General features: G+C 66.9%; 19 protein-coding genes. 15 read left to right on the top strand and 4 right to left on the bottom strand.

Annotation, left to right across the window (positions count from 1 at the left end):
* Nucleotides 1–195 precede the first annotated feature (195 nt).
* The 12 genes from rutA (at nt 196) to POR01S_RS22605 (ending at nt 11,030) form a co-directional block, all read left to right on the top strand.
* The gene (rutA, locus tag POR01S_RS22660) at nt 196–1,284 is read left to right on the top strand and encodes a pyrimidine utilization protein A (protein WP_042138498.1); all 1,089 of its coding nucleotides are present in this window, start codon (nt 196–198) and stop codon (nt 1,282–1,284) included.
* Nucleotides 1,284–2,012 (top strand): pyrimidine utilization protein B, encoded by a 729-nt coding sequence (gene rutB, locus POR01S_RS22655; RefSeq protein ID WP_027600051.1) that lies wholly within the window; start codon nt 1,284–1,286, stop codon nt 2,010–2,012. Before rutA ends, rutB begins: the two co-directional genes overlap by 1 nt.
* A gap of 6 nt (nt 2,013–2,018) precedes the next feature.
* Entirely contained in the window at nt 2,019–2,402 is a 384-nt protein-coding gene (gene rutC / locus POR01S_RS22650) for a pyrimidine utilization protein C (protein ID WP_027600052.1), read from the top strand.
* A gap of 83 nt (nt 2,403–2,485) precedes the next feature.
* Entirely contained in the window at nt 2,486–3,271 is a 786-nt protein-coding gene (gene rutD / locus POR01S_RS22645) for a pyrimidine utilization protein D (RefSeq protein ID WP_042138496.1), read from the top strand.
* A gap of 4 nt (nt 3,272–3,275) precedes the next feature.
* Nucleotides 3,276–3,797 carry a flavin reductase gene (locus POR01S_RS22640; RefSeq protein WP_042138494.1) on the top strand — a complete coding sequence of 174 codons (522 nt, stop codon included), beginning with the start codon at nt 3,276–3,278 and terminating at the stop codon, nt 3,795–3,797.
* Nucleotides 3,798–4,147: 350 nt separating this feature from the next.
* Nucleotides 4,148–5,167 carry an isopenicillin N synthase family dioxygenase gene (locus POR01S_RS22635; protein ID WP_042138492.1) on the top strand — a complete coding sequence of 340 codons (1,020 nt, stop codon included), beginning with the start codon at nt 4,148–4,150 and terminating at the stop codon, nt 5,165–5,167.
* Nucleotides 5,167–5,553 carry a VOC family protein gene (locus POR01S_RS22630; RefSeq protein ID WP_042138490.1) on the top strand — a complete coding sequence of 129 codons (387 nt, stop codon included), beginning with the start codon at nt 5,167–5,169 and terminating at the stop codon, nt 5,551–5,553. Before POR01S_RS22635 ends, POR01S_RS22630 begins: the two co-directional genes overlap by 1 nt.
* A 20-nt stretch (nt 5,554–5,573) precedes the next feature.
* The gene (locus POR01S_RS22625) at nt 5,574–6,665 is read left to right on the top strand and encodes a BMP family ABC transporter substrate-binding protein (protein WP_156045045.1); all 1,092 of its coding nucleotides are present in this window, start codon (nt 5,574–5,576) and stop codon (nt 6,663–6,665) included.
* 118 nt (nt 6,666–6,783) lie between these two features.
* The gene (locus POR01S_RS22620) at nt 6,784–8,298 is read left to right on the top strand and encodes an ABC transporter ATP-binding protein (protein ID WP_042138486.1); all 1,515 of its coding nucleotides are present in this window, start codon (nt 6,784–6,786) and stop codon (nt 8,296–8,298) included.
* Nucleotides 8,291–9,418, top strand: coding sequence for an ABC transporter permease (locus POR01S_RS22615; RefSeq protein ID WP_042138484.1), 1,128 nt, complete (start codon nt 8,291–8,293; stop codon nt 9,416–9,418). The genes POR01S_RS22620 and POR01S_RS22615 overlap by 8 nt, the downstream gene beginning before the upstream one ends.
* Nucleotides 9,415–10,341: an ABC transporter permease gene (locus POR01S_RS22610; RefSeq protein ID WP_027600937.1), complete on the top strand. Its 927-nt coding sequence runs from the start codon at nt 9,415–9,417 to the stop codon at nt 10,339–10,341. The genes POR01S_RS22615 and POR01S_RS22610 overlap by 4 nt, the downstream gene beginning before the upstream one ends.
* Nucleotides 10,338–11,030, top strand: a complete 693-nt coding sequence (locus tag POR01S_RS22605) for a cysteine hydrolase family protein (RefSeq protein WP_217996702.1) — start codon at nt 10,338–10,340, stop codon at nt 11,028–11,030. Before POR01S_RS22610 ends, POR01S_RS22605 begins: the two co-directional genes overlap by 4 nt.
* Before the next feature lie 87 nt (nt 11,031–11,117).
* Here POR01S_RS22605 and POR01S_RS22600 read toward each other — a convergent pair whose 3' ends face one another.
* The 4 genes from POR01S_RS22600 to POR01S_RS22585 form a co-directional block, all read right to left on the bottom strand.
* Nucleotides 11,118–12,797, bottom strand: a complete 1,680-nt coding sequence (locus tag POR01S_RS22600; protein ID WP_156045044.1) for an ArnT family glycosyltransferase — start codon at nt 12,795–12,797, stop codon at nt 11,118–11,120.
* A 478-nt stretch (nt 12,798–13,275) separates the two neighbouring features.
* Nucleotides 13,276–14,181 (bottom strand): IS110 family RNA-guided transposase, encoded by a 906-nt coding sequence (locus tag POR01S_RS22595; protein WP_255211850.1) that lies wholly within the window; start codon nt 14,179–14,181, stop codon nt 13,276–13,278.
* A 657-nt stretch (nt 14,182–14,838) separates the two neighbouring features.
* A complete protein-coding gene (gene hisN, locus POR01S_RS22590) occupies nt 14,839–15,645 on the bottom strand; it encodes a histidinol-phosphatase (protein ID WP_042138479.1) in 807 nt (268 codons plus the stop codon).
* A gap of 2 nt (nt 15,646–15,647) precedes the next feature.
* Entirely contained in the window at nt 15,648–16,598 is a 951-nt protein-coding gene (locus tag POR01S_RS22585) for an adenosine deaminase (protein WP_042138477.1), read from the bottom strand.
* A 228-nt stretch (nt 16,599–16,826) separates the two neighbouring features.
* Between POR01S_RS22585 and POR01S_RS22580 the strand changes: the two genes are divergently transcribed.
* The 3 genes from POR01S_RS22580 to POR01S_RS22570 all read left to right on the top strand — a co-directional run bounded on the left by POR01S_RS22580 (nt 16,827) and on the right by POR01S_RS22570 (nt 19,712).
* Complete coding sequence (locus POR01S_RS22580; RefSeq protein WP_244898761.1) at nt 16,827–17,927, top strand: acyltransferase family protein; 1,101 nt, start codon at nt 16,827–16,829, stop codon at nt 17,925–17,927.
* Between the two features lie 105 nt (nt 17,928–18,032).
* Nucleotides 18,033–19,139, top strand: coding sequence for a calcium:cation antiporter (locus POR01S_RS22575; RefSeq protein WP_027600066.1), 1,107 nt, complete (start codon nt 18,033–18,035; stop codon nt 19,137–19,139).
* A gap of 9 nt (nt 19,140–19,148) precedes the next feature.
* On the top strand, nt 19,149–19,712 hold the full coding sequence (locus POR01S_RS22570) for a DedA family protein (protein WP_027600931.1): 564 nt from the start codon (nt 19,149–19,151) through the stop codon (nt 19,710–19,712).
* Nucleotides 19,713–19,930: the final 218 nt, after the last annotated feature.

Below are 19,930 nucleotides of genomic sequence, written 5' to 3'. Positions count from 1 at the left end.
GCATGCCCCGGATTCGGGCGCCTTGCACAAACTAGGTGCTCTAATCTGGACCAAATGGTCCAGTTCTATTCTCGAATAGATCCCAAGTGTTTGATTGGCTTGAACTTTCAAGACTTGGCAAGCTTTCTGCTCCGATCCTGCAGCAACGGCGCATCTGGATGCGCTTCGATTCCTGACTGCGGGAGAGTGCGAGCGATGAACATCGGTGTCTTCATTCCCATCGGCAACAACGGCTGGCTGCTGTCGGAAAACGCGCCCCAGTACCGGCCCACCTTCGAGCTGAATCGCGAGATCGTGCAGCGCGCCGAGCACTACGGCTTCGACTTCGCCCTGTCGATGATCAAGCTGCGCGGCTTCGGCGGTAAGACCGAATTCTGGGACCACAACCTGGAGTCCTTCACCCTCATGGCCGGGCTGGCGGCGGTGACCTCGCGCATCAAGCTGTTCGCCACCGCCGCGACCCTGACCCTGCCGCCGGCCATCGTCGCGCGCATGGCCGCCACCATCGACTGCATTTCCGGTGGCCGCTTCGGCGTCAACCTGGTCACCGGCTGGCAAAAGCCCGAATACAGCCAGATGGGGCTCTGGCCAGGCGATGAGTTCTTCGCCTGTCGCTATCAATACCTCGGTGAATACGCCCAGGTGCTGCGCGATCTCTGGGGCACCGGCCAGTCGGACTTCCAGGGCGCGCACTTCCGCATGGAAGACTGCCGGGTCAGTCCGCAGCCCCAGGCACCCATGGAGATCGTCTGCGCCGGGGCGAGCGATGCCGGCCTGGCCTTCGCCGCCGAACACGCCGACTACAGCTTCGTCTTCGGCAAGGGCGTCAACACGCCCAAGGCCTTCGCCCCGGCGGTGCAGCGGCTGCAGGCCGCCACCGCCAAGACCGGTCGCGAGGTCTCCTCCATCGCCCTGTTCATGATCATCGCCGCCGAGACCGACGAGGCCGCTCGCGCCAAGTGGGAGCACTACAAGGCCGGGGCCGACGAGGAGGCCATCGCCTGGCTGGGCGCCCAGGCGGCCGCCGACACCAAGTCCGGCAGCGACACCAATGTGCGGCAGATGGCCGATCCGACCTCGGCGGTGAACATCAACATGGGCACCCTGGTGGGCTCCTTCGCCAGCGTGGCGCGGATGCTCGACGAGATCGCCGAGGTACCCGGGGCCAGCGGGGTGCTGCTGACCTTCGATGACTTCGTCCAGGGCGTGACCGACTTCGGCGAGCGCATCCAGCCGCTGATGCAGAGCCGCCGTCACGTCGATCTGCTCAAGGAGAGTGCCTGATGAACGCTGTGGAAACCCTGGCGGGCTATGCCCTGCCTGCCGACGACGCCGAAGCCGTGACGCTGCCGGCGCGTCCCGAACCGCTGCGGCTCAAGGCCAGCGAGACCGCCCTGATCGTGGTGGACATGCAGAACGCCTATGCCAGCCAGGGCGGCTATCTGGATCTGGCCGGTTTCGACGTCTCCGCCACCGGCCCGGTGATCGAGAACGTCGCCGCCGTGGTGGAGACCGCCCGCGGCGCGGGCATTCAGGTGGTCTGGTTCCAGAATGGCTGGGATCCGGAGTATCGCGAGGCGGGCGGGCCGGGTTCGCCCAACTGGCACAAGTCCAACGCCCTCAAGACCATGCGCAAGCGACCCGAATTGCAGGGGCAGCTGCTGGCCAAGGGTGGCTGGGACTATGCCCTGGTGGATCGGCTGCAGCCGGCGGCCGCCGACCTGGTGGTGCCCAAGACCCGCTACAGCGGCTTCTACAACACCCACCTGGACAGCCTGCTGCGCGCCCGTGGCATCCGCAACCTGGTGTTCGTCGGCGTCGCCACCAACGTCTGCGTGGAGTCGACCCTGAGGGATGGCTTCTTCCTCGAATACTTCGGCGTCTGTCTGCACGACGCCTGCCACCAGGCCGGGCCCCGTTCGGCCCACGAGGCCGCGCTGTTCAACATCGAGACCTTCTTCGGCTGGGTCGCCAGCTGCGCCGATTTCCACACCACCTTCGCCAAGGACTGAGCCACCATGCCCAAGCAAGCCGTGATCCCCGCCGGTACCGGTACCCCCATCGCCCCCTTCGTGCCTGGCAGCCTGGCCGATGGGGTGCTCTATGTCTCCGGCACTCTGCCGTTCGATGCCCAGAACAACGTGGTCCACGTCGGCGACGCCGCGGCCCAGGCACGCCATGTGCTCACCACCATCCAAGGCGTGGTGGAGGCGGCCGGCGGCACCATGGCCGACGTCACCTTCAACATGATCATGCTCACCGACTGGGCGAACTACGCCGCCATCAATGCGGTGTACGCCGAATTCTTTCCCGGTGAGAAGCCGGCGCGTTACTGCATCCAGTGCGGCCTGGTAAAGCCGGATGCGCTGATCGAGATCGCCAGCATCGCCCATGTCGGCTAGGCCGCGCTCCGTCTAGCCCCTCTCCCCCTGGGAGAGGGCTGGGGTGAGGGAAGCCTCAACCACCCAACCTTCAAGGACCGCCCATGCACTTCGAACTCCATGGCCGCCAGGATCCGGCGGCCGAGACCCTGCTGCTCAGCTCCGGGCTGGGCGGCGCCGGGGCCTTCTGGGCGCCGCAGCTGGCGACCCTCGGCGAAAGATTCCGGGTGGTGGTCTATGACCAGACCGGCACCGGCAGGAGCCCGGCCGAGTTGCCGGCGGACTACCGCATCCAGCATATGGCCGAGGACCTGCTGGCGCTGGCCGATCGCCTGGAACTCGACCGCTGCCTGTTCATGGGCCATGCCCTGGGTGGCCTGGTGGGCCTTCAGGCCAACTTGCTGCGTTCGGGCCTGATCCGCCGCCAGGTGCTGGTCAATGCCTGGAGCCGGCCCAATCCGCACACCGGGCGCTGCTTCGCCCTGCGTCAACGGCTGCTGCGCGACAGCGGCGCCGCGGCCTATGTCCAGGCCCAGGCGATCTTTCTCTATCCGGCCACCTGGATCGCCGAACACGGCGAGCGCCTGGCCGCCGACGAAGCCCAGGCCCTGGCGCACTTCCCCGGTGAGGCCAATGTCCTGCGGCGCATCGGTGCCCTGCTGGCTTTCGACGTGGACGCCGAACTGGCGCGGATCGAGGTGCCGACCCTGGTGCTGGCCAACCGCGACGATGTGCTGGTGCCCTGGACCTCGTCCCAGCGCCTGGCCACGGGCCTGCCTCAGGCCAGCTTCGAATTGCTGGAGTGGGGCGGCCATGCCTCCAGCGTCACCGACCCCGCCACCTTCGACCGGGTGGTGCTCGACTATCTCAGCCAATCTTCCGAGGAATAGCGCCATGTCCGTTGCCCATGCCTTGCCGCCTGCCACGACGCCCGCCGCCCCGGTCGAACGCGACCTCTTCCGTGGGGCCATGGCGCGCCTGGGCGCCGCGGTCAATCTGGTCACCACCGATGGTCCGGCCGGCCCGGCCGGCTTTACCGCCACCGCCGTATGCAGCGTCAGCGACAGCCCGGCGACCCTGCTGGTCTGCCTCAACCGCGGCGCTTCGGTGCATCCGGCCTTCAGCGCCAACGGCGTGCTCTGCGTCAACGTCCTGGCCGCCGGCCAGCAGGCGCTGGCCAACCTCTTCGGCGGCAAGACCGCCATGGCCGAACGCTTCGCCGCGGCGCGCTGGACCCGCCTCGCCACCGGTGCGCCGGTGCTGGACGGCGCCCTGGTGGCCTGCGATTGCCGCATCGCCGGGGTGCAGTCGGTGGGCAGCCACGACCTGTTGCTCTGCGAGGTGCTGGGGGTGGCCGAGCCGGGTGGCGAAGGCGGATTGCTGTATTTCGACCGGCGTTATCACGAGCTGGCCTAGTGGGGCTGTCGGGCTTCGACGAGGGAGCCGTCTCAACCCAACCCATGACCGCCGTAGGTTGGGTTGAGCGCAGCGAAGCCCAACACCGCCACGCCGATCCGACACCCAAAGCCTTCCCTGTCAGCCCTGACCGCACCCCCAGGCGCCACCCCGGTGCACGCTGACCGTTCGAGGTGCAGCGCACCAGCAGCGGATCCTGACTTTCTCCCTCAACCCGCTGTTTTGATTGGTTTTTATAGTTTTTACCAAATGGTCCAAAGATGGCACAACGGTTGCAATTTCACTGCTGCCGTCCTGCCCGGTGAACGTGCGTCGCGCTGTCTCCTTCCGTCCCACTCGTGAGGTCCGTCATGCCGCTGTCCAGTGTTCCCATCATCGATCTGGCCCCCTATTTCGCAGGCTCGACCGCCGGCAAGCAGGCGGTGGCCAAGGCCGTCGACCAGGCCTGCCGCGACATCGGCTTTCTGGTCATCACCCACCACCAGGTGCCCGACGAATTGGTCGAGCGCGTCTCGCGCCTGTCGCGGGCCTTCTTCGACCTGCCGCTGGCCGAGAAACGCAAGGCCGATCGACCGCGCCCAGATCAGGTACGCGGCTACAGCGCGGTGGCCGAGGAAAGCCTGTCCTACAGCCTGGAGGAGGCGGCGCCGGGAGATCTCAAGGAATCCTTTTCCATCGGACCGCTGGATGTCCCGGAGACGGCCTACTACCGCGGTCCCGAAGCCGGGCCGCACTTCGCGCCCAATGTCTGGCCCGCGGCCATTCCCGGCTTTCGCCAGGCCTATGCCGAGTATTTCGCCGCCATGAGCGATCTGGCGCGCACCCTGATTCGGCTCTTCGCCCTGGGGCTGGACTTGCCGGAGACCTACTTCGACAGCCGCATCGATCGCCACATCAGCATGTTCCGCACCCTCTGCTATCCCCACCAGAAGGAGGCGGCGCTGCCTGGCCAGCTGCGCGCCGGTGCCCATACCGACTACGGCAGCCTGACCATCGTTCGTCCCGACGACGCCCCCGGCGGCCTGCAGGTGCGCAATGCCGACGGCGAGTGGGTGGACGTGCCCAAGGTGCCGGGCAGCTTCGTGGTCAACATCGGCGACCTGATGATGCAGTGGACCAACGACCGCTGGGTATCGACCCTGCACCGGGTGGTGAATCCACCGGCGGATGCCGGTTGCGACACCCGCCGCCAGTCCCTGGTGTTCTTCCATCAGCCCAACTACGACACCCTCATCGAATGCCTGCCCGGTTGCGCCACGCCCGGCACGCCGCCGCGCCATGCGCCCATCACCTCGGGCGACCACCTGAGATCCAAGTTCGTCAAGCAGACGACCTTTGGCGGTACCCAGACCGGCGTGCGGGTGGCCTGATGCCGAGTCTTTCCTACGTCAACGTCTTCGCCCAGGACGTGGTGGCCCTGAGCGGCTTCTACCAGCGGGTGTTCGGCTTCCCGGAGATCGAGGCGATCCGCTCGCCGATCTTTCGCGGCCTGGACACCGGCAAGACCGCCATCGGCTTCAATGCGCCGGAAGCCTATGAACTGCTGGGGCTGGGCGAATTCGCCGGCAGTGAAGGCTGCCGCTTCCTGCTCAACCTGGAGGTGGACAGCCGCGCCGAGGTGGATCTTCTGGTGCCGGTGGCCGAGGCCGCCGGTGCGCGCCTGGTGAAGGCGCCCTACGAAACCTACTACCACTGGTACCAGGCGGTGCTGCTGGACCCGGAAGGCAACGTGTTCCGTATCAACCACATGTTGTAGACAAGACTAAGGACGAGACGATGCTGAGCAGATGGCTGGGAAGAGTGGCGTGCGTGCTGGCGCTGGTAGGGCTGGGCAGCGTGGCGCGGGCGGACGACGAGGGCTTCACCCTCAAGGGCGAGCCGAAGATCGCCATGCTGTATTTCACCGCCAAGAACGACGGCGGCTGGACCCAGGCCATGGACGAGGCGCGGGTCAAGATCGAGAAGGAATTGGGCCTGAAGATCCAGTTCGTGGAAAACGTGCCGGAGACCGCCTCGGCCATCCGCCCGGCAGCCGAGCGCTTCATCAAGCGCGGCGCCAACATCGTCATCGGTACCGCCTTCGGCTATTCCGACACCTTCAAGCAACTGGCCGACCAGTATCCCGAGGTGGCCTTCCTCAACGCCTCGGGCACCACCAACGGCCGTAACCTGGAATCCTTCTACGGCCGTACCTACGAGAGCCAGTACCTCTGCGGCATGGCCGCGGGCGCGGCCTCCAAGACCGGCAAGCTGGGCTTCGTCGCCGCCAATCCCTTCGGCGTGGTGAACTGGACCATCAACGCCTACGAGCTGGGCGCCCGGCAGATGAATCCCAACGCCACCCTCACGGTGATCTACACCGGCAGCTGGAACGATCCGGTCAAGGAGCGCGCCGCGGCCGCTGCCCTGATCGACCAGGGCGCCGATGTCATCGGCCAGCACGTGGACACCCCCACGCCGCAGATCGTCGCCCAGGAGCGCGGCGTCCATGGCACCGGCCACCACCGCGACATGCGCCAGTTCGCGCCCAAGGCCACCCTCTGTTCCTCGGTGTGGGTCTGGGATCGCTTCCTGGTGCCCGAGCTCAAGCGCGTGATCGCCGGCCACTGGAAACCCGCGCCCAACGGTGCCCTGGTGTCCATGGCCGACGGCGGCACCGACATCGCCGGCTTCGGCGATGCCGTGCCCAAGGCGGCCCAGGAGAAGATCCTGGCCGAGCGCGAGGCCCTGCTCAAGGGCAAGCAGATCTACGCCGGTCCCCTGAATGATCGCGACGGCAAGGAGCGCGTCCCCGCCGGCCAGGTGTTGTCCGACCCGGCGCTGTGGCAGATGGACTGGTTCGTCCAGGGCGTGACGACGCAGAAGTAGCGGTTTACCTCTGGGTGCCGGGCCTCGAGAGGCCCGGCACCGGAGCTGACGCCTGAGTAGGGTGGAAAACCGCGCAGCGTTTTCCACGGAGGCGATCCCTGGATAAAGGCCGACCAGCATGAAAAGACACAACGCCCTGCAACTGCGCGGCGTCGGCAAGACCTTCGATGGCTTCCAGGCGCTGCAGCAGGCGGATTTCCTGGTGCGCTGGGGCGAGGTGCATGCGCTGCTCGGCGAGAACGGCGCGGGCAAGTCGACGCTGATGAACATCGCCGCCGGCCTCTATGCGCCGGAGACCGGTGAGCTCCTGGTGGACGACAACCTGGTGCGGCTACGCGGTCCGGCGGACGCCGCCCGCTTGCACATCGGCATGGTCCACCAGCACTTCAAGCTGGTGCGACCCTTCAGTGTGGCGGAGAACGTCCTGCTCGGCCTGCCGGCGGGGGAGGGTAGCCATCGCCGGCGCCTGGCCGAGATCAGCGAGCGTATTCGCCAGCAGGCCGCCGCCCTGGGCTTCGCCATCCGCCCGGAGCAGCGGGTGGCGGAGCTGTCCATCGCCGAGCAGCAGCGGGTGGAAATCCTCAAGGTGCTACTGGCCGGGGCGCGCATCCTCATCCTCGACGAACCCACCGCGGTGCTTACCGATGGCGAAGGCGAGCGGCTGTTGCAGACCCTGCGCGCCCTGGCGGCGGAGGGCGCGGCGGTGGTGCTGGTGACCCATCGCATGCAGGACGCCCTGACCTACGCCGACCGCCTCACGGTGATGCGCGGCGGTCGCACCCTGCGCAGCCTGGACCCCGCCGAGGTGTCGGTGGACGAACTGGTACGTCTTACCGTGGGGGACGCCCAGCCGCTGGCCGACACCCCGCGCCGTGCTGCCGGGGCACCGCTGCTCAGGGTGCGCGGCCTGCGCACCCCGGAGCAGGGTGGCCGGCGCGCCCTGGATGGCATCGATCTGGAACTGCGCGCTGGCGAGATCTATGGCATCGCCGGCGTCGGCGGCAACGGCCAGGGTGAACTGGCCGATGTGCTGATGGGACTGCCGCAGCCCTACGAAGGCGAGGTGCGGCTGGAGGGCTTCGGCGACCTGGCCGCGGCTGCCAGCGCCCGCCGCCGCGACCTGCGCATCGCCGCCATTCCCGCCGACCGCTATGGCAGTGCCCTGGCCGGCTCCCTGTCGGTGGCCGACAACTTCGCCATCGGCGCGGTGCACAGCGGTCGCTTCGGTGGTTTCGCCCGCCTGGATAGACGCGCCCAGGAAGTGGCGACCCAGTCGGCGGTCACGCAATTCGATGTTCAGGGCGTGCGCTCGGTACGGCAGAAGGCGGCGCTGCTCTCCGGCGGCAACGCCCAGAAGCTGGTGATCGCCCGGGAGTTCGGCCGCGAACCGCGGCTGGTGCTGGCCCACAGCCCCAGCCGTGGCCTCGACGTGCGTGCCGGTGCCGAGGTGCAGGCACGGCTGCTGGCTGCCCGCGAGGCCGGCGCCGCGGTGTTGCTGATCAGCGAAGACCTGGACGAGGTGCTGGCCCTCGCCGATCGCATCGGGGTGATGAGCGCCGGACGCCTCGTCGCCGAATTCCAGCGACCCGCCGATCGCCAGGCGATCGGCCATGCCATGGTGAATCATGCTTGAACCCCTGAGTGCTCCGCTTTCCCCGGTCAATGGTCCGCGACCACGGCAACCGCTGTTCAGCCGGCGCTACACCCTGGAGATCCGCCAGCAGCTGGCCTGGCCCTGGCAGGCGCTGATCCTCGGCCTGGCGCTGCTCTTGGGCCTGGGCCTGTCGGCTGCGATCCTGGTCCTGGCCGGGGTGCCGGCCGGCGAGTTGCTCAACGAATTCGTGGTCGCCACCCTGTTCGATGCCCAGAGTCTGCAGGCCACCCTGTTCCAGGCCGCGCCGGTGATCCTGGTCGGTCTGGCCGGCTGCCTGGCCTTTCGCGCGCGCTTCTGGAACCTGGGCCTGGAAGGCCAGATGATCTGGGGGGCCATCGGCGCCACGGCGGTGTCGCTGTTCGAGATCGGTCCGGAGGCCCTGCGCCTGCCGCTGATGTTGGTGGCGGCGCTGCTCGGCGGTCTGCTCTGGGCGCTGGCGCCCTTGCTGCTCAAGCTGCGCCTGGGGGTGAACGAGATCATCGCCTCGCTGATGCTCAACTACATCGCCGCCAATTTCCTGCTGCATCTGGTGTTCGGTCCCTGGAAGGACCCGCGCGACGCCTTTCCCTATTCGCCGCTGTTCCGCCCCTTCGAGCGGCTGCCGGAGTTGCTGCCCGGGCTGAGTCTGGCGGTGCCCCTGGCGCTCTTAGTGGCGGTGCTGGCCTGGTGGTTCGTCGCCCTGAGCCGGGCCGGGCTGTACCTGAGATTCGTCGACGCCAATCCGCGGGTGGCCGGCGCCGTGGGGGTACCGGTGCGCGCCACCATCCTCGCCACGGTGCTGGCCTCCGGCGCCCTGGCCGGGTTGGCCGGCTTCGTGGTGGCGGCCGGGCAGGAGGGGCGGCTGACCCAGTCCTTCTACCAGGGCTATGGCTTCTCCGGGATCCTCATCGCCTTTCTGGCGCGCAACAACCCCCTGGCCGCCGCCGTGGTGGCCTTCCTCGTGGCGACCCTGTTCGTCGCCGGGCGCAATCTGCAGGTGTTTTACCAGATCCCCTTCGCCATGGTGCAGCTGATCCAGGCGCTGATCGTCATCTGTGTGGCGTCCTCGGATTTCTTCATCCGCCATCGGCTCAGACGCAGCCAGGGAGGTGCCGCTTGAACCTGCTCGCCAGCTGGCTGGGTAACGTCCCCGACTTCGCCATACCCTACGCCCTGGCGGCGCTGGGGCTGATCCTCACGGAAAGATCCGGGGTGCTGGCCCTGCATGCCGAGGGCCTGATGCTGGTCGGCGCGCTGTTCGGCATCGGCGCGCAACTGGCCCTGGGCAATGCCGGCCTGGCGCTGCTGGCGGCCATGGGCGCGGCGGCGCTGGTCTCGCTGCTGTTCGCGGTCATGGTGATCTGGCTGCGCATCAACCAGGTGATCGCCGGCCTGACCCTGGTGTTCTTCTGCCAGGGCCTCACCGGCCTGCTCGGTACCCTCTGGGGCTGGACCAACCAGCCGGTGGCCGGCCTGCCGGCGCTGGCGCTCTGGCCGCTGTCGGAGCTGCCGCTGGTGGGGCGTCTATTCCAGCAGAACCTGCTGGTCTACCTGACTCCGTTGATCTTTCTCGCCGTCATCGCCTGGCTCGAACGCACCACCCCCGGCCTGCGCCTGCGGGCGGTGGGCGAGAATCCCCAGGCGGCCGATGCCGCCGGTCTCTCGGTGGCCGGCTATCGACTGCTGGCGATCCTCGCCGGCGCGGCGCTGGTGGGTCTCGCCGGCGGCTACATCGCCGTGCTCAGCACCAAGCTGTGGATCGCCGAGATGACCGGCGGCCGTGGCTGGATCGCCGTGGCCCTAGTGATCTTCGCCCGCTGGTCGCCCTGGCGCGCCCTGGCCGGGGCATTGCTGTTCGGCTGCATCGAGGCGCTGATTCCGCAACTGGCCGCCGCCGGGGTGCGGCTGTCGCAATACTTCATCCTGATGGCGCCCTATGCCGTCACCCTGGGCGTGATGATCTGGGTCGCCCTGGCCGGGCGTGACCGCCTGAGCCAACCCGGCGCCCTGGGCGAAGCCTATGTCCGTGAGGAGCGTCGATGAACCTGCGTGTTTTCGTCTATGAGGAACCCCGGCTGCTGGCGCGGACGGACTTCGCCGATTACCTGGACCCGAGCACCACGGCGGTGCTGTCCATCGACCTGCATCGCGGCCACCTGGACGCCTCGCCGTACTGCCCCTGCCCGGCGCCCCGCGCCCGCGATCTGGTGGCGCCGGTGGATGCCTTCCACCGCCAGGCCCGCGCCCTGGGCGTGCGCATCGTCCATGTGAAGTCGGTACTGCGCGCCAATGGCGCCGATGACCTGGGCGGCATTCCCGCGGCCTGGCGACGGACCTTTCCGCTGCACGTCGGGCCGATTCCCAATGCCGACGCCCATGCCCTGGAAGGCTCGCCTTGGACCGAGTTGCTCACCGAGGTGCTGCCCGAGGATCTGCGGGTGGAAAACAAGCGGCGGCTGTCGGCCTTCTATCCCACCGACCTGGACTTCCTGCTGCGTAACCAGCGCATCACCACCGTGGTGCTGGTTGGCGGCTTCACCGACTGCTGCGTGCTCAACACCGCCTTCGACGCCAGCAACCGCACCTATCGCGTCATCGTCCTGCGCGACCTGGTGCGAGGGACCGATGAAAGCCTGGAGCGAGCGGCGCTGAGCATGGTCTCCCTGCACCTGGGACTGGTGATGGAATCCCAGGATCTGCTCGCGGCCTGGGGTGCTGGCAGCGGCTCCTGATCGCGGTCCGTTGGGCTTCGACGATGGAGCCGTCTCAACCCAACCTGCGCGGGGAGCCGCCGTAGGTTGGCTTGAGTATCCAACACCTCAGGGCACCCTCGGCGACACCGTGAAGGCGCGGAAGCGCTCCTTGAGATTGCCGGGGCGGGCGCCCTGCCAGAGCAGCTGCCAGCCCGGCGGTACCGCCACGGCTTCGTGCCATTCGTCCTGCACCACCAGCACCTGGCAGGGCACCTGTCGCAGCGCGGTCAGCTCCAATGGGGGGTAGCCGCCGTAGACATGCAGCATGGAGCGTTCCGACTCGCCCAGGCCGTAGCTGGCCACGCAATCCGTCCGTGGCAGCACCCGCTGCAACTCGGTGAAGGGCCGGGCGTAGCTGTTGCCCAGGTCGACCCAGGGCAGCCAGAGGCTGTTGGCCAGACTCCAGCTCACGGTGAGGCCGACGAACCAGAGACTGCCGGGTGCCAGGCGTCTGTGCAGCCCTAGCGCCAGGCCCCAGCCGAGCAGCGCCAGCGCGGCGAGGGTCCAGGCCAGCAGGCCGACCGGTAGTCGTTCAGCGAGCGGCAGGTGGTCCCGGACCAGCGCTGGCCAGGGCAGCGGCCACCCTAGCGCCAGGCCGAAACCGCCTAGCGTCAGCAAGGCGATGATCGGCGTCCAGAAGGCCAGGCCGAGGGTGCGCCCGAGGGCGGCGAGCGCGGGCGGTGGCTGCAGTCGCGCCGCCAGCAGCGCCAGGGCCGGAAACAGCGGCAGCAGATAGAGGCTGCGGAACACCGCCGACTTGAGCAGGACCGCCAGGCAGACGATGGCATAGAGCACTACCGTGGCCAGTCCCGGATGCCGACCCAGACGCTTCAGCGGGCTACCGCCGCGGCGATACAGCTGCCAGAGCGTGGCGCCCAGCAGGATCAGCCCGGTGGGAAAGGACAGCGCCAGCAGATCCGCCAGGCTGGAGGCCAGGCCGTCGGTATCGCTGTTGCGCGCTTCCAGGCCGAAGAAGCGGCCGATGTTGTTGGTCCACAGCCAGGTATGGAACAGCTCCGGCGACCGGTGCCAGAGCAGCGCCGGCCAGACCAGCAGCCAGGGCAGGGCGGCCAGGCTGGCGGCGAGCAGCCAGTGCCGTCCTTCCGGCTCGACCAGCCGCCGCGGCCAGCAGAGCGCACAGAGCAGCCCGGTGAGGCCCAGCACCCCGGGGACCAGCAGGCCCTTGCTCATGAAGGCGATGCCCAGGCCGCTGCCGAACAGTAGGCCACGGCGCCAGGGATGGCGGTTGTCGTGCAGCTGCGCGGCCAGCCCGGCGAGGCCCAGGGTGGCGCCGGCCAGCTGGGGCACGTCGGCGATCAGCAGATGACTGTGCTGCACCACCCCGAGCATGCCCAGCAGGGCGAGCACGGCCTCGCGCCGACGGCCGGGCAGCAGCCGCTCGGTCAGCCAGGCGAGGGCGGCCAGGGTCACCAGCATCCAGCCCAGCACCGCCAGCCGTGCGCCGTCGGGCGCACTCAGCCAGGGCGTGGCCAGTCGCGCGGTCAAGGCGCCGGTCCAGTACATCAGCGGCGGCTTTTCCATGAAGGGCGCGGTGCCGACTCGGGGCACCAGCCAGTCCGGGGTGGTGAGGAAATTCCACACCATGCCGAAGGAATAGGGTTCGTCGGCCTTCCACAGACCACGACCGAACAGGCCGGCGAGCAGGTAGGCGGCCAGGCAGCCGAGCAGCAAGGCCCGCTCCAGCTGTGCGGCTCTGGGGGAGGCGGTGGAAGAAGAGGGGAGCACGGCAGGGACTCTTGGCAGAATCCTGCCGGTATACGGGAGTTGGCTTAGAGGGGGCTTAAGGGGGTAGCGGGCCGCGATTGCTGGTATTGGTGCCAGGGCTGGTTATCGAGCGCTTTGAAGGTTTTTGTTTCGCCCACCCGGGCGACTCACTTTTTTCAGTCGCGGCTGCGCGCCCCGCAAAAAAGTAAGCAAAAACGCTTGCCCCGGGCATCCGGCCCTCCGCTTCGCTTCGGGTGCGCTCACGCCAGCGCCGTTCCGGGGGCGGTCCAGATGGGCCGTCCATGGCCCACTGGACCTCTCGCCGCATCCATGCGGCTCGCCCCACTTCACGACACTGGCGTTCGCCCTCCTGAACGGGGCGATTCGCTAGCCTGATGCCTTGGGTGCAAACCGGTAGATACCGTCTTCGCCCTTCAGTGTGCAATGGCTAAAGCAGGGTCGAAAGGCTTGCCCGATTTGAGCACGCCATAGGCGATGGTCAGCAGCTTACGCATGGCGGCGCAGACGGTTGTTTACCTTTCTTGCCCCTGGCTTTCAGGCGCTCGGCTTGCGCCTTGATAGCCGGGTTATAGGTCAGCGCCACGACAGCAGGTAGGTATAGCGCACTTCGTAAGCGGACTGATCCCATGCGCGAGATGCAGGTATGGCCGCGCGCGAGGCCGGACTCCTGCAGGCGCGGGTTCAAGCCGGCAAAGGCGGTAACGGCGCGCGCATCGGCGAAGCGGTCGATATCGCCGAGCTCCGCCAGGATCAGGGCGGCGGTCTTGTCAGCGATGCCGTCGATACTCACCAGCAGGTCGCGCTTACCACGCAAGTCCGGATCGTCGTCGATATGGCGTTTGATCTGTTCGAGCGTCCAGGCGATCTGCTCATCGAGCCGTTGCAAGACTGCCCGGATCGAGTCCTGGACTTTTTCCGGACTGATCTCGAGCCGATTGAGCTCCATCTGCCGTAGCGATTGGAGATCCTCCAGGCGCCGGGTCAGCGCGCGAAGCGTGCGGATGGACACAGGTTCCGGGTGCCAGGCTCGCAAACTATCTTCATGCCGCTGGCCATAGGTGGCAATCAGCTTGGCGTCGAGTTTGTCCGTTTTGCTGCGCTGCAACTGGCTTTGCGCATAACGGGCGATCTGTGCTGGATTGAGTACCGCGATTCGGTAGCCCAACGCATGGAAGTGCCCGGCGAGCGATTCGTGATAGATGCCCGTGGCTTCCATCACGATCCAAGCGCCTGGCTCGGCATGCTGTTGCAGCCAGTCAGCAAAGACCGCGAAGCCTGCCTGATCGTTGCTCAGCTTGCCCTTTGTCCGGTACTTGCCGTTGGACTGCAGGACGGCCAGGTCGAAGCTGCGCTTGGCGATATCAACGCCTACTACTACGGCCATGAAGTCTCCTCCTTCAGATGCGTCACGATCACGTCATCCCGTCCAACCTTGCGTAATACGAGCTCTTGAGGCTCCAGATACCGTTCGGACTTGGGGATGAGTGTGGAGGAGGCAGCCTATCTACGCTGCAAGCTCAAAGGCTTAAGGGTGGACGCGGCTTGCCATCCTCCCCCGATGATCAGTCGGGGACTATGACCTCCTGAGGAGGCTGTAGTCGAGATACAAGGGTGGACAACGGCGCAGCCTTGTCCACGCGATAGGCCTTACTCCCTCAGTGGAAAACGCTGCGCGGTTTTCCACGCTACGAATCGCTCTGACTTTGCCTGTAAACACCGTAGTCTCAGGCTGGCCTCCCGTCCCCGTCAGTGAGGCCGAGTGCAGGTGTTGCGGAGGGAGGTGCGAGGCAGGACACCCCTTCGTGCCGTGCCCCTAGAGCGCCGCCGGAGCGAAGGGCCGAACGTGAGGCATGCGTTTTTGCATACTTTTGTCCGGGGCGCGCAGCCGCGACTGGCAAAAGTGACTCGCCCGAGGGGGCGAAACAAAAGCCATCCGAGCACTCGATAAGCAAATAGGGCACTGATAAGCCAAGACATCACGGCAGACTCCGTGTTGGGCTTCGCTCCGCTCAACCCAACCTACGAAGCCGTCTGCCAAGCCTCAGGCCAGGTGCTGCAACCGCTCCACCAACTGCGCATGCAACTTCGGATCACCGCAGGCGAGGATGGCGCCGCCCTGCTGGGCATCGCCGCCGTCCCAGGCGGTCATGCGGCCGCCGGCGCCTTCGATGATGGGGATCAGCGCCTGGACGTCGTAGGGCTGCAGGCCCGCCTCGATGATGACGTCGACGAAGCCCGAGGCCAGCATGCAGTAGGCGTAGCAGTCGCCGCCGAAGCGGGCCAGCTGTACCTCGGCCGCCACGGCGTCGAAGGCGGCCAGGCGCTCGGGGGTGTCGAAGATATCGCGGCTGGTGCACATCAGCCGGGCCTGGGCCAGGCTGGCGCAGGGACGGGTGCGCAGGGACGCGCCGTTGCGCCAGGCGCCGGCCGGGGTGCCCAGGTAGCGCTCGCCGGTGAAGGGCTGGTTCATCACCCCGATCACCGGACGGCTGCCGTCGTTGAGCGCCACCAGGGTGCCCCACAGCGGTAGGCCGGTGATGAAGGCGCGGGTGCCGTCGATGGGGTCGAGCACCCAGCTCAGGGGGCTGCTGCCGGCGACGTTTTCCTCTTCCTCTCCCAGGATGCCGTGATCCGGATGCTCGGCCTGGATGAGTTCGCGCATGGCCCGTTCGGCGGCCTTGTCGGCGATGGTCACCGGGTCGTAGCGACGCCCGGCGACGGCCGCGTCGCCCTTGTCGTCCACCGCCAGCTGGGCGCGGAAGTAGGGCTGGATGGCCACGGCGGCGGCATCGGCCAGGCGCTCGGCGAAGCGTTCGTAGTAGGAAATCTCGGCAGCGGTCAGGCTCATGCTCATTTCACCAGGCGGGCGTCGAGGCTGTTCTGCGCCAGGCGCCGGGCCTGTTCCTGGGTCATGCCCAGGCCTTCGTGCAGGGCCATGAAGTTCTCGGTGACGTAGCCGCCGAAGTAGGCCGGGTCATCCGAGTTGACGGTGACCTTGAGGCCGCGGTCGAGCATCTTGAGGATGGTGTGCTGGCTCATGTCGTCGAACACGCAGAGCTTGGTGTTGGACAGCGGGCAGACGGTGAGCGGGATCTGCTGGTCGGCCAGGCGAGCCATCAGGCGCTCGTCCTCGAAGGCGCGCACACCGTGGTCGATCCGCACCACGCCGAGTTGGTCGAGGGCTTCCCAGATGTACTCCGGCGGACCTTCCTCGCCGGCGTGGGCGACGGCCGGAAAGCCTTCGGCGCGGGCACGGGCGAAGACGCGCTTGAACTTGCTCGGCGGATGCCCCTTTTCCGAGCTGTCCAGGCCGACGGCGACGAAGTGGTCGCGGAACGGCAGCGCCTGGTCCAGGGTGGCCTGGGCGGCGTCCTCGGAAAGGTGCCGCAGAAAGCTGAGGATCAACCCACTGGTCACGCCCAGCTGCTTTTCCCCGTCGGCCAGCGCCTGGGTGATGCCGCGCACCACCACCTCGAAGGGAATGCCGCGATCGGTGTGGGTCTGGGGATCGAAGAAGGGTTCGGTGTGGATGACGTTCTGTTCCTTGCACTTCTGCAGATAGGCCCAGGTCAGGTCGTAGAAGTCCTGCTCAGTGCGCAGCACGTCGGCACCGGCGTAATAGAGGTCGAGGAATTCCTGCAGGTTGCCGAAGTTGTAGGCGGCGCGCAGGGCTTCGACATCACCCCAGGGCAGGGCGACGCCATGGCGCTCGGCCAGCTTGAACAGCAACTCGGGCTCCAGAGTGCCTTCCAGGTGCAGGTGCAGTTCGGCCTTGGGCAGGGCGTTGAGCCAGTCGTACATGGGATCCTCGGGATAGCTTGAATCAGGAAAAGATGGACGATTGTCGCACGCTTTGCCCGGTTTTCCGCAGCCATCCTGGTTCCCGCTGACCGATGTACGGTGGCTTCGTCAGTCAGAAGTTCCCAGCATTCCACGCTTTGGGCCAGCAAAAGGCCATAACGCCTGCATCGGGTCTGGATCTGACTACAATCGGGACGCATGGCTCCAAACACCACGCGTGAGGTATCCGTGCAGACCGTTCAGGATCATGTTGGCGGCAAGAACAACAATCTCAATCTGATTCGCATGATCGCGGCGCTCGCCGTGGTCTTCAGTCACAGCTTCGCCATCTCCAGTGGCACCCCCACGGCGGAGCCCGGACGCGAGAGCCTGGGCATGACCCTGGGCGACATCGCGGTCGACATCTTCTTCATCACCAGCGGTTTCCTGGTCACCAAGAGCCTGCTCAGCCGGGCCGACATCATCGACTTCGTCTGGGGTCGCGCCCTGCGGGTGGTACCTGGGCTGCTGGTGATGCTGGTGCTGACGGTGCTTGGCCTCGGCGCCTGGCTGACCCGGGCGCCCCTGCAGGATTATCTGAGCGATCCCGAGACCTGGTTCTATCTGTTCAAGAACACCGGCCTTATCGCCGGCGCCGAGTTCGACCTGCCCGGGCTGTTCGAAGGCAATCCGCTGCAGGCCATCGTCAATGGCTCGCTGTGGACGCTGCCCTTCGAGGTGGGCATGTACGGCGCCCTGGCGCTGCTCTGGCTGGCCGTGCTCTGGCTGCGCCTGGACAGTCGCCACTTCCAGCGCGCCATCCTGCTGTTCGCCGTGGGCGCCGCCCTGTTCAAGCTGTTCGCCCACTACTTCTTCGCCAGCGAATCCCATCTGCTGCGGCTGTTCCAGATGTTCTTTCTCGGTGGCGCCTTCTATGTGCTGCGCGCCTACATCCCGCTGTCGCGCGCGCTCTTCGTCGCCGCCGTGGCGCTGCTGGCGGTGGCCACGCCCGACCGTGACAGCTTCTTTCTGGTCTATAACCTGGTGCTGGGCTACGTACTGCTCTATCTCGCCTTCGTGCCGGCCGGGCGCATCCGCGCCTTCAACGAGGTGGGCGACTATTCCTATGGCCTCTACATCTACTCCTTTCCGGTGCAGCAGACCCTGGCGGCGGTGATCCCCGGCATCGAGGCCTGGACCATGGTGATCCTTTCCATCGGCATAACCCTGCCGCTGGCGGTGGTGTCCTGGTACCTGGTCGAGCGTCATGCCCTGGGCTATCGCCAGGTCTGCGCCACTGGCACCAAGGCGGTGTGGAAGCGTCTGGCGCCGCGCGCCCGGGTTGGCTGAGGGGCCGCCGCGCGGGCGATCAGGGCAGGGGCGTATCGAGGTGCGAGCGTTTTGCCGTCTATGGCGGTCGTAACAAGGCATTGCTCAACCAAGGACGCCTTTTCCATGCTCGCCGCCCTCAAAGACGAAACCCTGCTGCTGGTCGCCATCGGTGCCACGGTGCTGGCCTATGTGTTCGAACACGCGCTGCTCGGCGGTGGCCAGACCCTGGCGCTGGTCGCCGCCGGCGGCCTGATCGCCGCCATCATCTGCGCGGCCATGCGCGTCGCCCACCACGCCGAATTGCTGGCGGAAAAGGTCGGCGATCCCTACGGCACCATGATCCTGACCCTTTCCGCCGTGCTGGTGGAGGTGATCATCCTGGCGATCATGATGAGCCACGACCACTCGCCGACCCTGGCCCGCGACACCATCTACGCCGCGGTGATGCTGGACATGAACGGCATCATCGGTCTCGCGGCGCTGCTTGGCGGCCTCAAGCACGGCGAGCAGCCCTACAACGACGATTCCAGCCGCAGCTACGGCGTGATGATCATGACCGCGGTGAGCATCTCCATGCTGGTGCCGGAATTCATCCCCACGGCCCAGTGGCACGTCTATTCCTTCTTCACCATCGGCGCCATGGCGCTGCTCTATGCGCTGTTCCTGCGCATGCAGACCGGTCCACACAGCTACTTCTTCAGCTACAGCTACCCAGAGAAGAAGCGCAAGCGCCCGGCCGTGGAAGGGCAGGGCGAGGCAGGCGGCCATGGCGAGAGCAGCTCGGCGCTGTCCATCGGCCTCTTGATCGTCGGCATCGTCGCCACCGGGGCCCTGGCCGAGGTGATGTCCAAGTCGCTGGATACCGGCCTGGAAGGCCTGGCCGTGCCGGCCCTGGTGCCTGCCCTGGTGGTGGCGGTGATCTCCGCCAGTCCGGAGATCCTCACGGCCCTGCGCGCGGCCATGGCCAATCGCATGCAGTCGGTGATCAACATCGCCCTGGGCGCCAGCCTGTCCACCGTCATCCTCACCGTACCGGTGGTGGAAGCCATCGCCCTGTTCAATGGCCAGCCCATCCAGATGGCCATGACCCCGGTGCAGACGGTGATGATGGCCGTGACCCTGATCGTCGCCGCCATCAACCTCAACGACGGCGAGACCAACGCCATCGAGGGCATGACCCACTTCGTGCTGTTCGGCACCTTCATCATGCTGACCATCCTCGGTCTCTAGGGACGCGCCATGATCGACAGCGAGGTCATCAGCAACTACGGCTACGGCGCCGCCGTGCTGGGCGCCCTGATCGAGGGCGATGGCGTGGCCATCCTGGCCGGCATCGCCGCCCGCCACGGCTATCTGCTGTTTCCGCTCACGGCGGTCTGCGTGGCCCTGGGCGGCTTCATCGGTGACCAGACGCTGTTCTTTCTGGGGCGGCGCTACGGCGACAGCATCCTCGGTCGCTTCAAGCGCCAGCAGGCACGCATCGACTGGCTGCGCAGCCGTATCCACCGCCACGAGGCGCTGTGGATCATCGGCATCCGCTTCGCCTACGGCTTCCGCCTGATCGGCCCGCTGCTGATCGGCGCCAGTGGGGTACGCCCACGGCGCTTCCTGTTCTACAACATCATCGGCGCGCTGCTCTGGGGCTTCGTCATGACCGGCATTGGCTATGCGGTGGGCGAGATCCTGCGCGACTTCTTCGCCGAGCATCATGTGTCGAAGCGCTGGCTGATCGCCGCGGCGATCTGCGTGGCGGTGCTGTTCATCGGCGCCCGCGCCATCCTGCGGCGGCGGGAGGGGGTGTAGGGGAGGGCGGCTGTGTGGGTTGGGTTGAGCGCAGGCGAAGCCCAAGGCTTTGGGTTTGAGCTGTTGTACTGGCTTATTATCGTGGTTTGCTGATGGTTGCTGTTTCGCCCACCCGGGCGAGTCACTTTTTTCAAACGCCAAAAAAGTAACCAAAAACGCTTGTCCCCACGTTTCGGCCCTTCGCTGCGCTCCGGGTCCCCGCGCTCCGGCGCCGCTCC

Origin of the sequence: Pseudomonas oryzihabitans NBRC 102199 (assembly GCF_000730625.1) — a bacterium.
Taxonomy (GTDB): Bacteria; Pseudomonadota; Gammaproteobacteria; order Pseudomonadales; family Pseudomonadaceae; genus Chryseomonas; species Chryseomonas oryzihabitans.
This window is presented reverse-complemented; position numbering and strand designations above follow the sequence as displayed.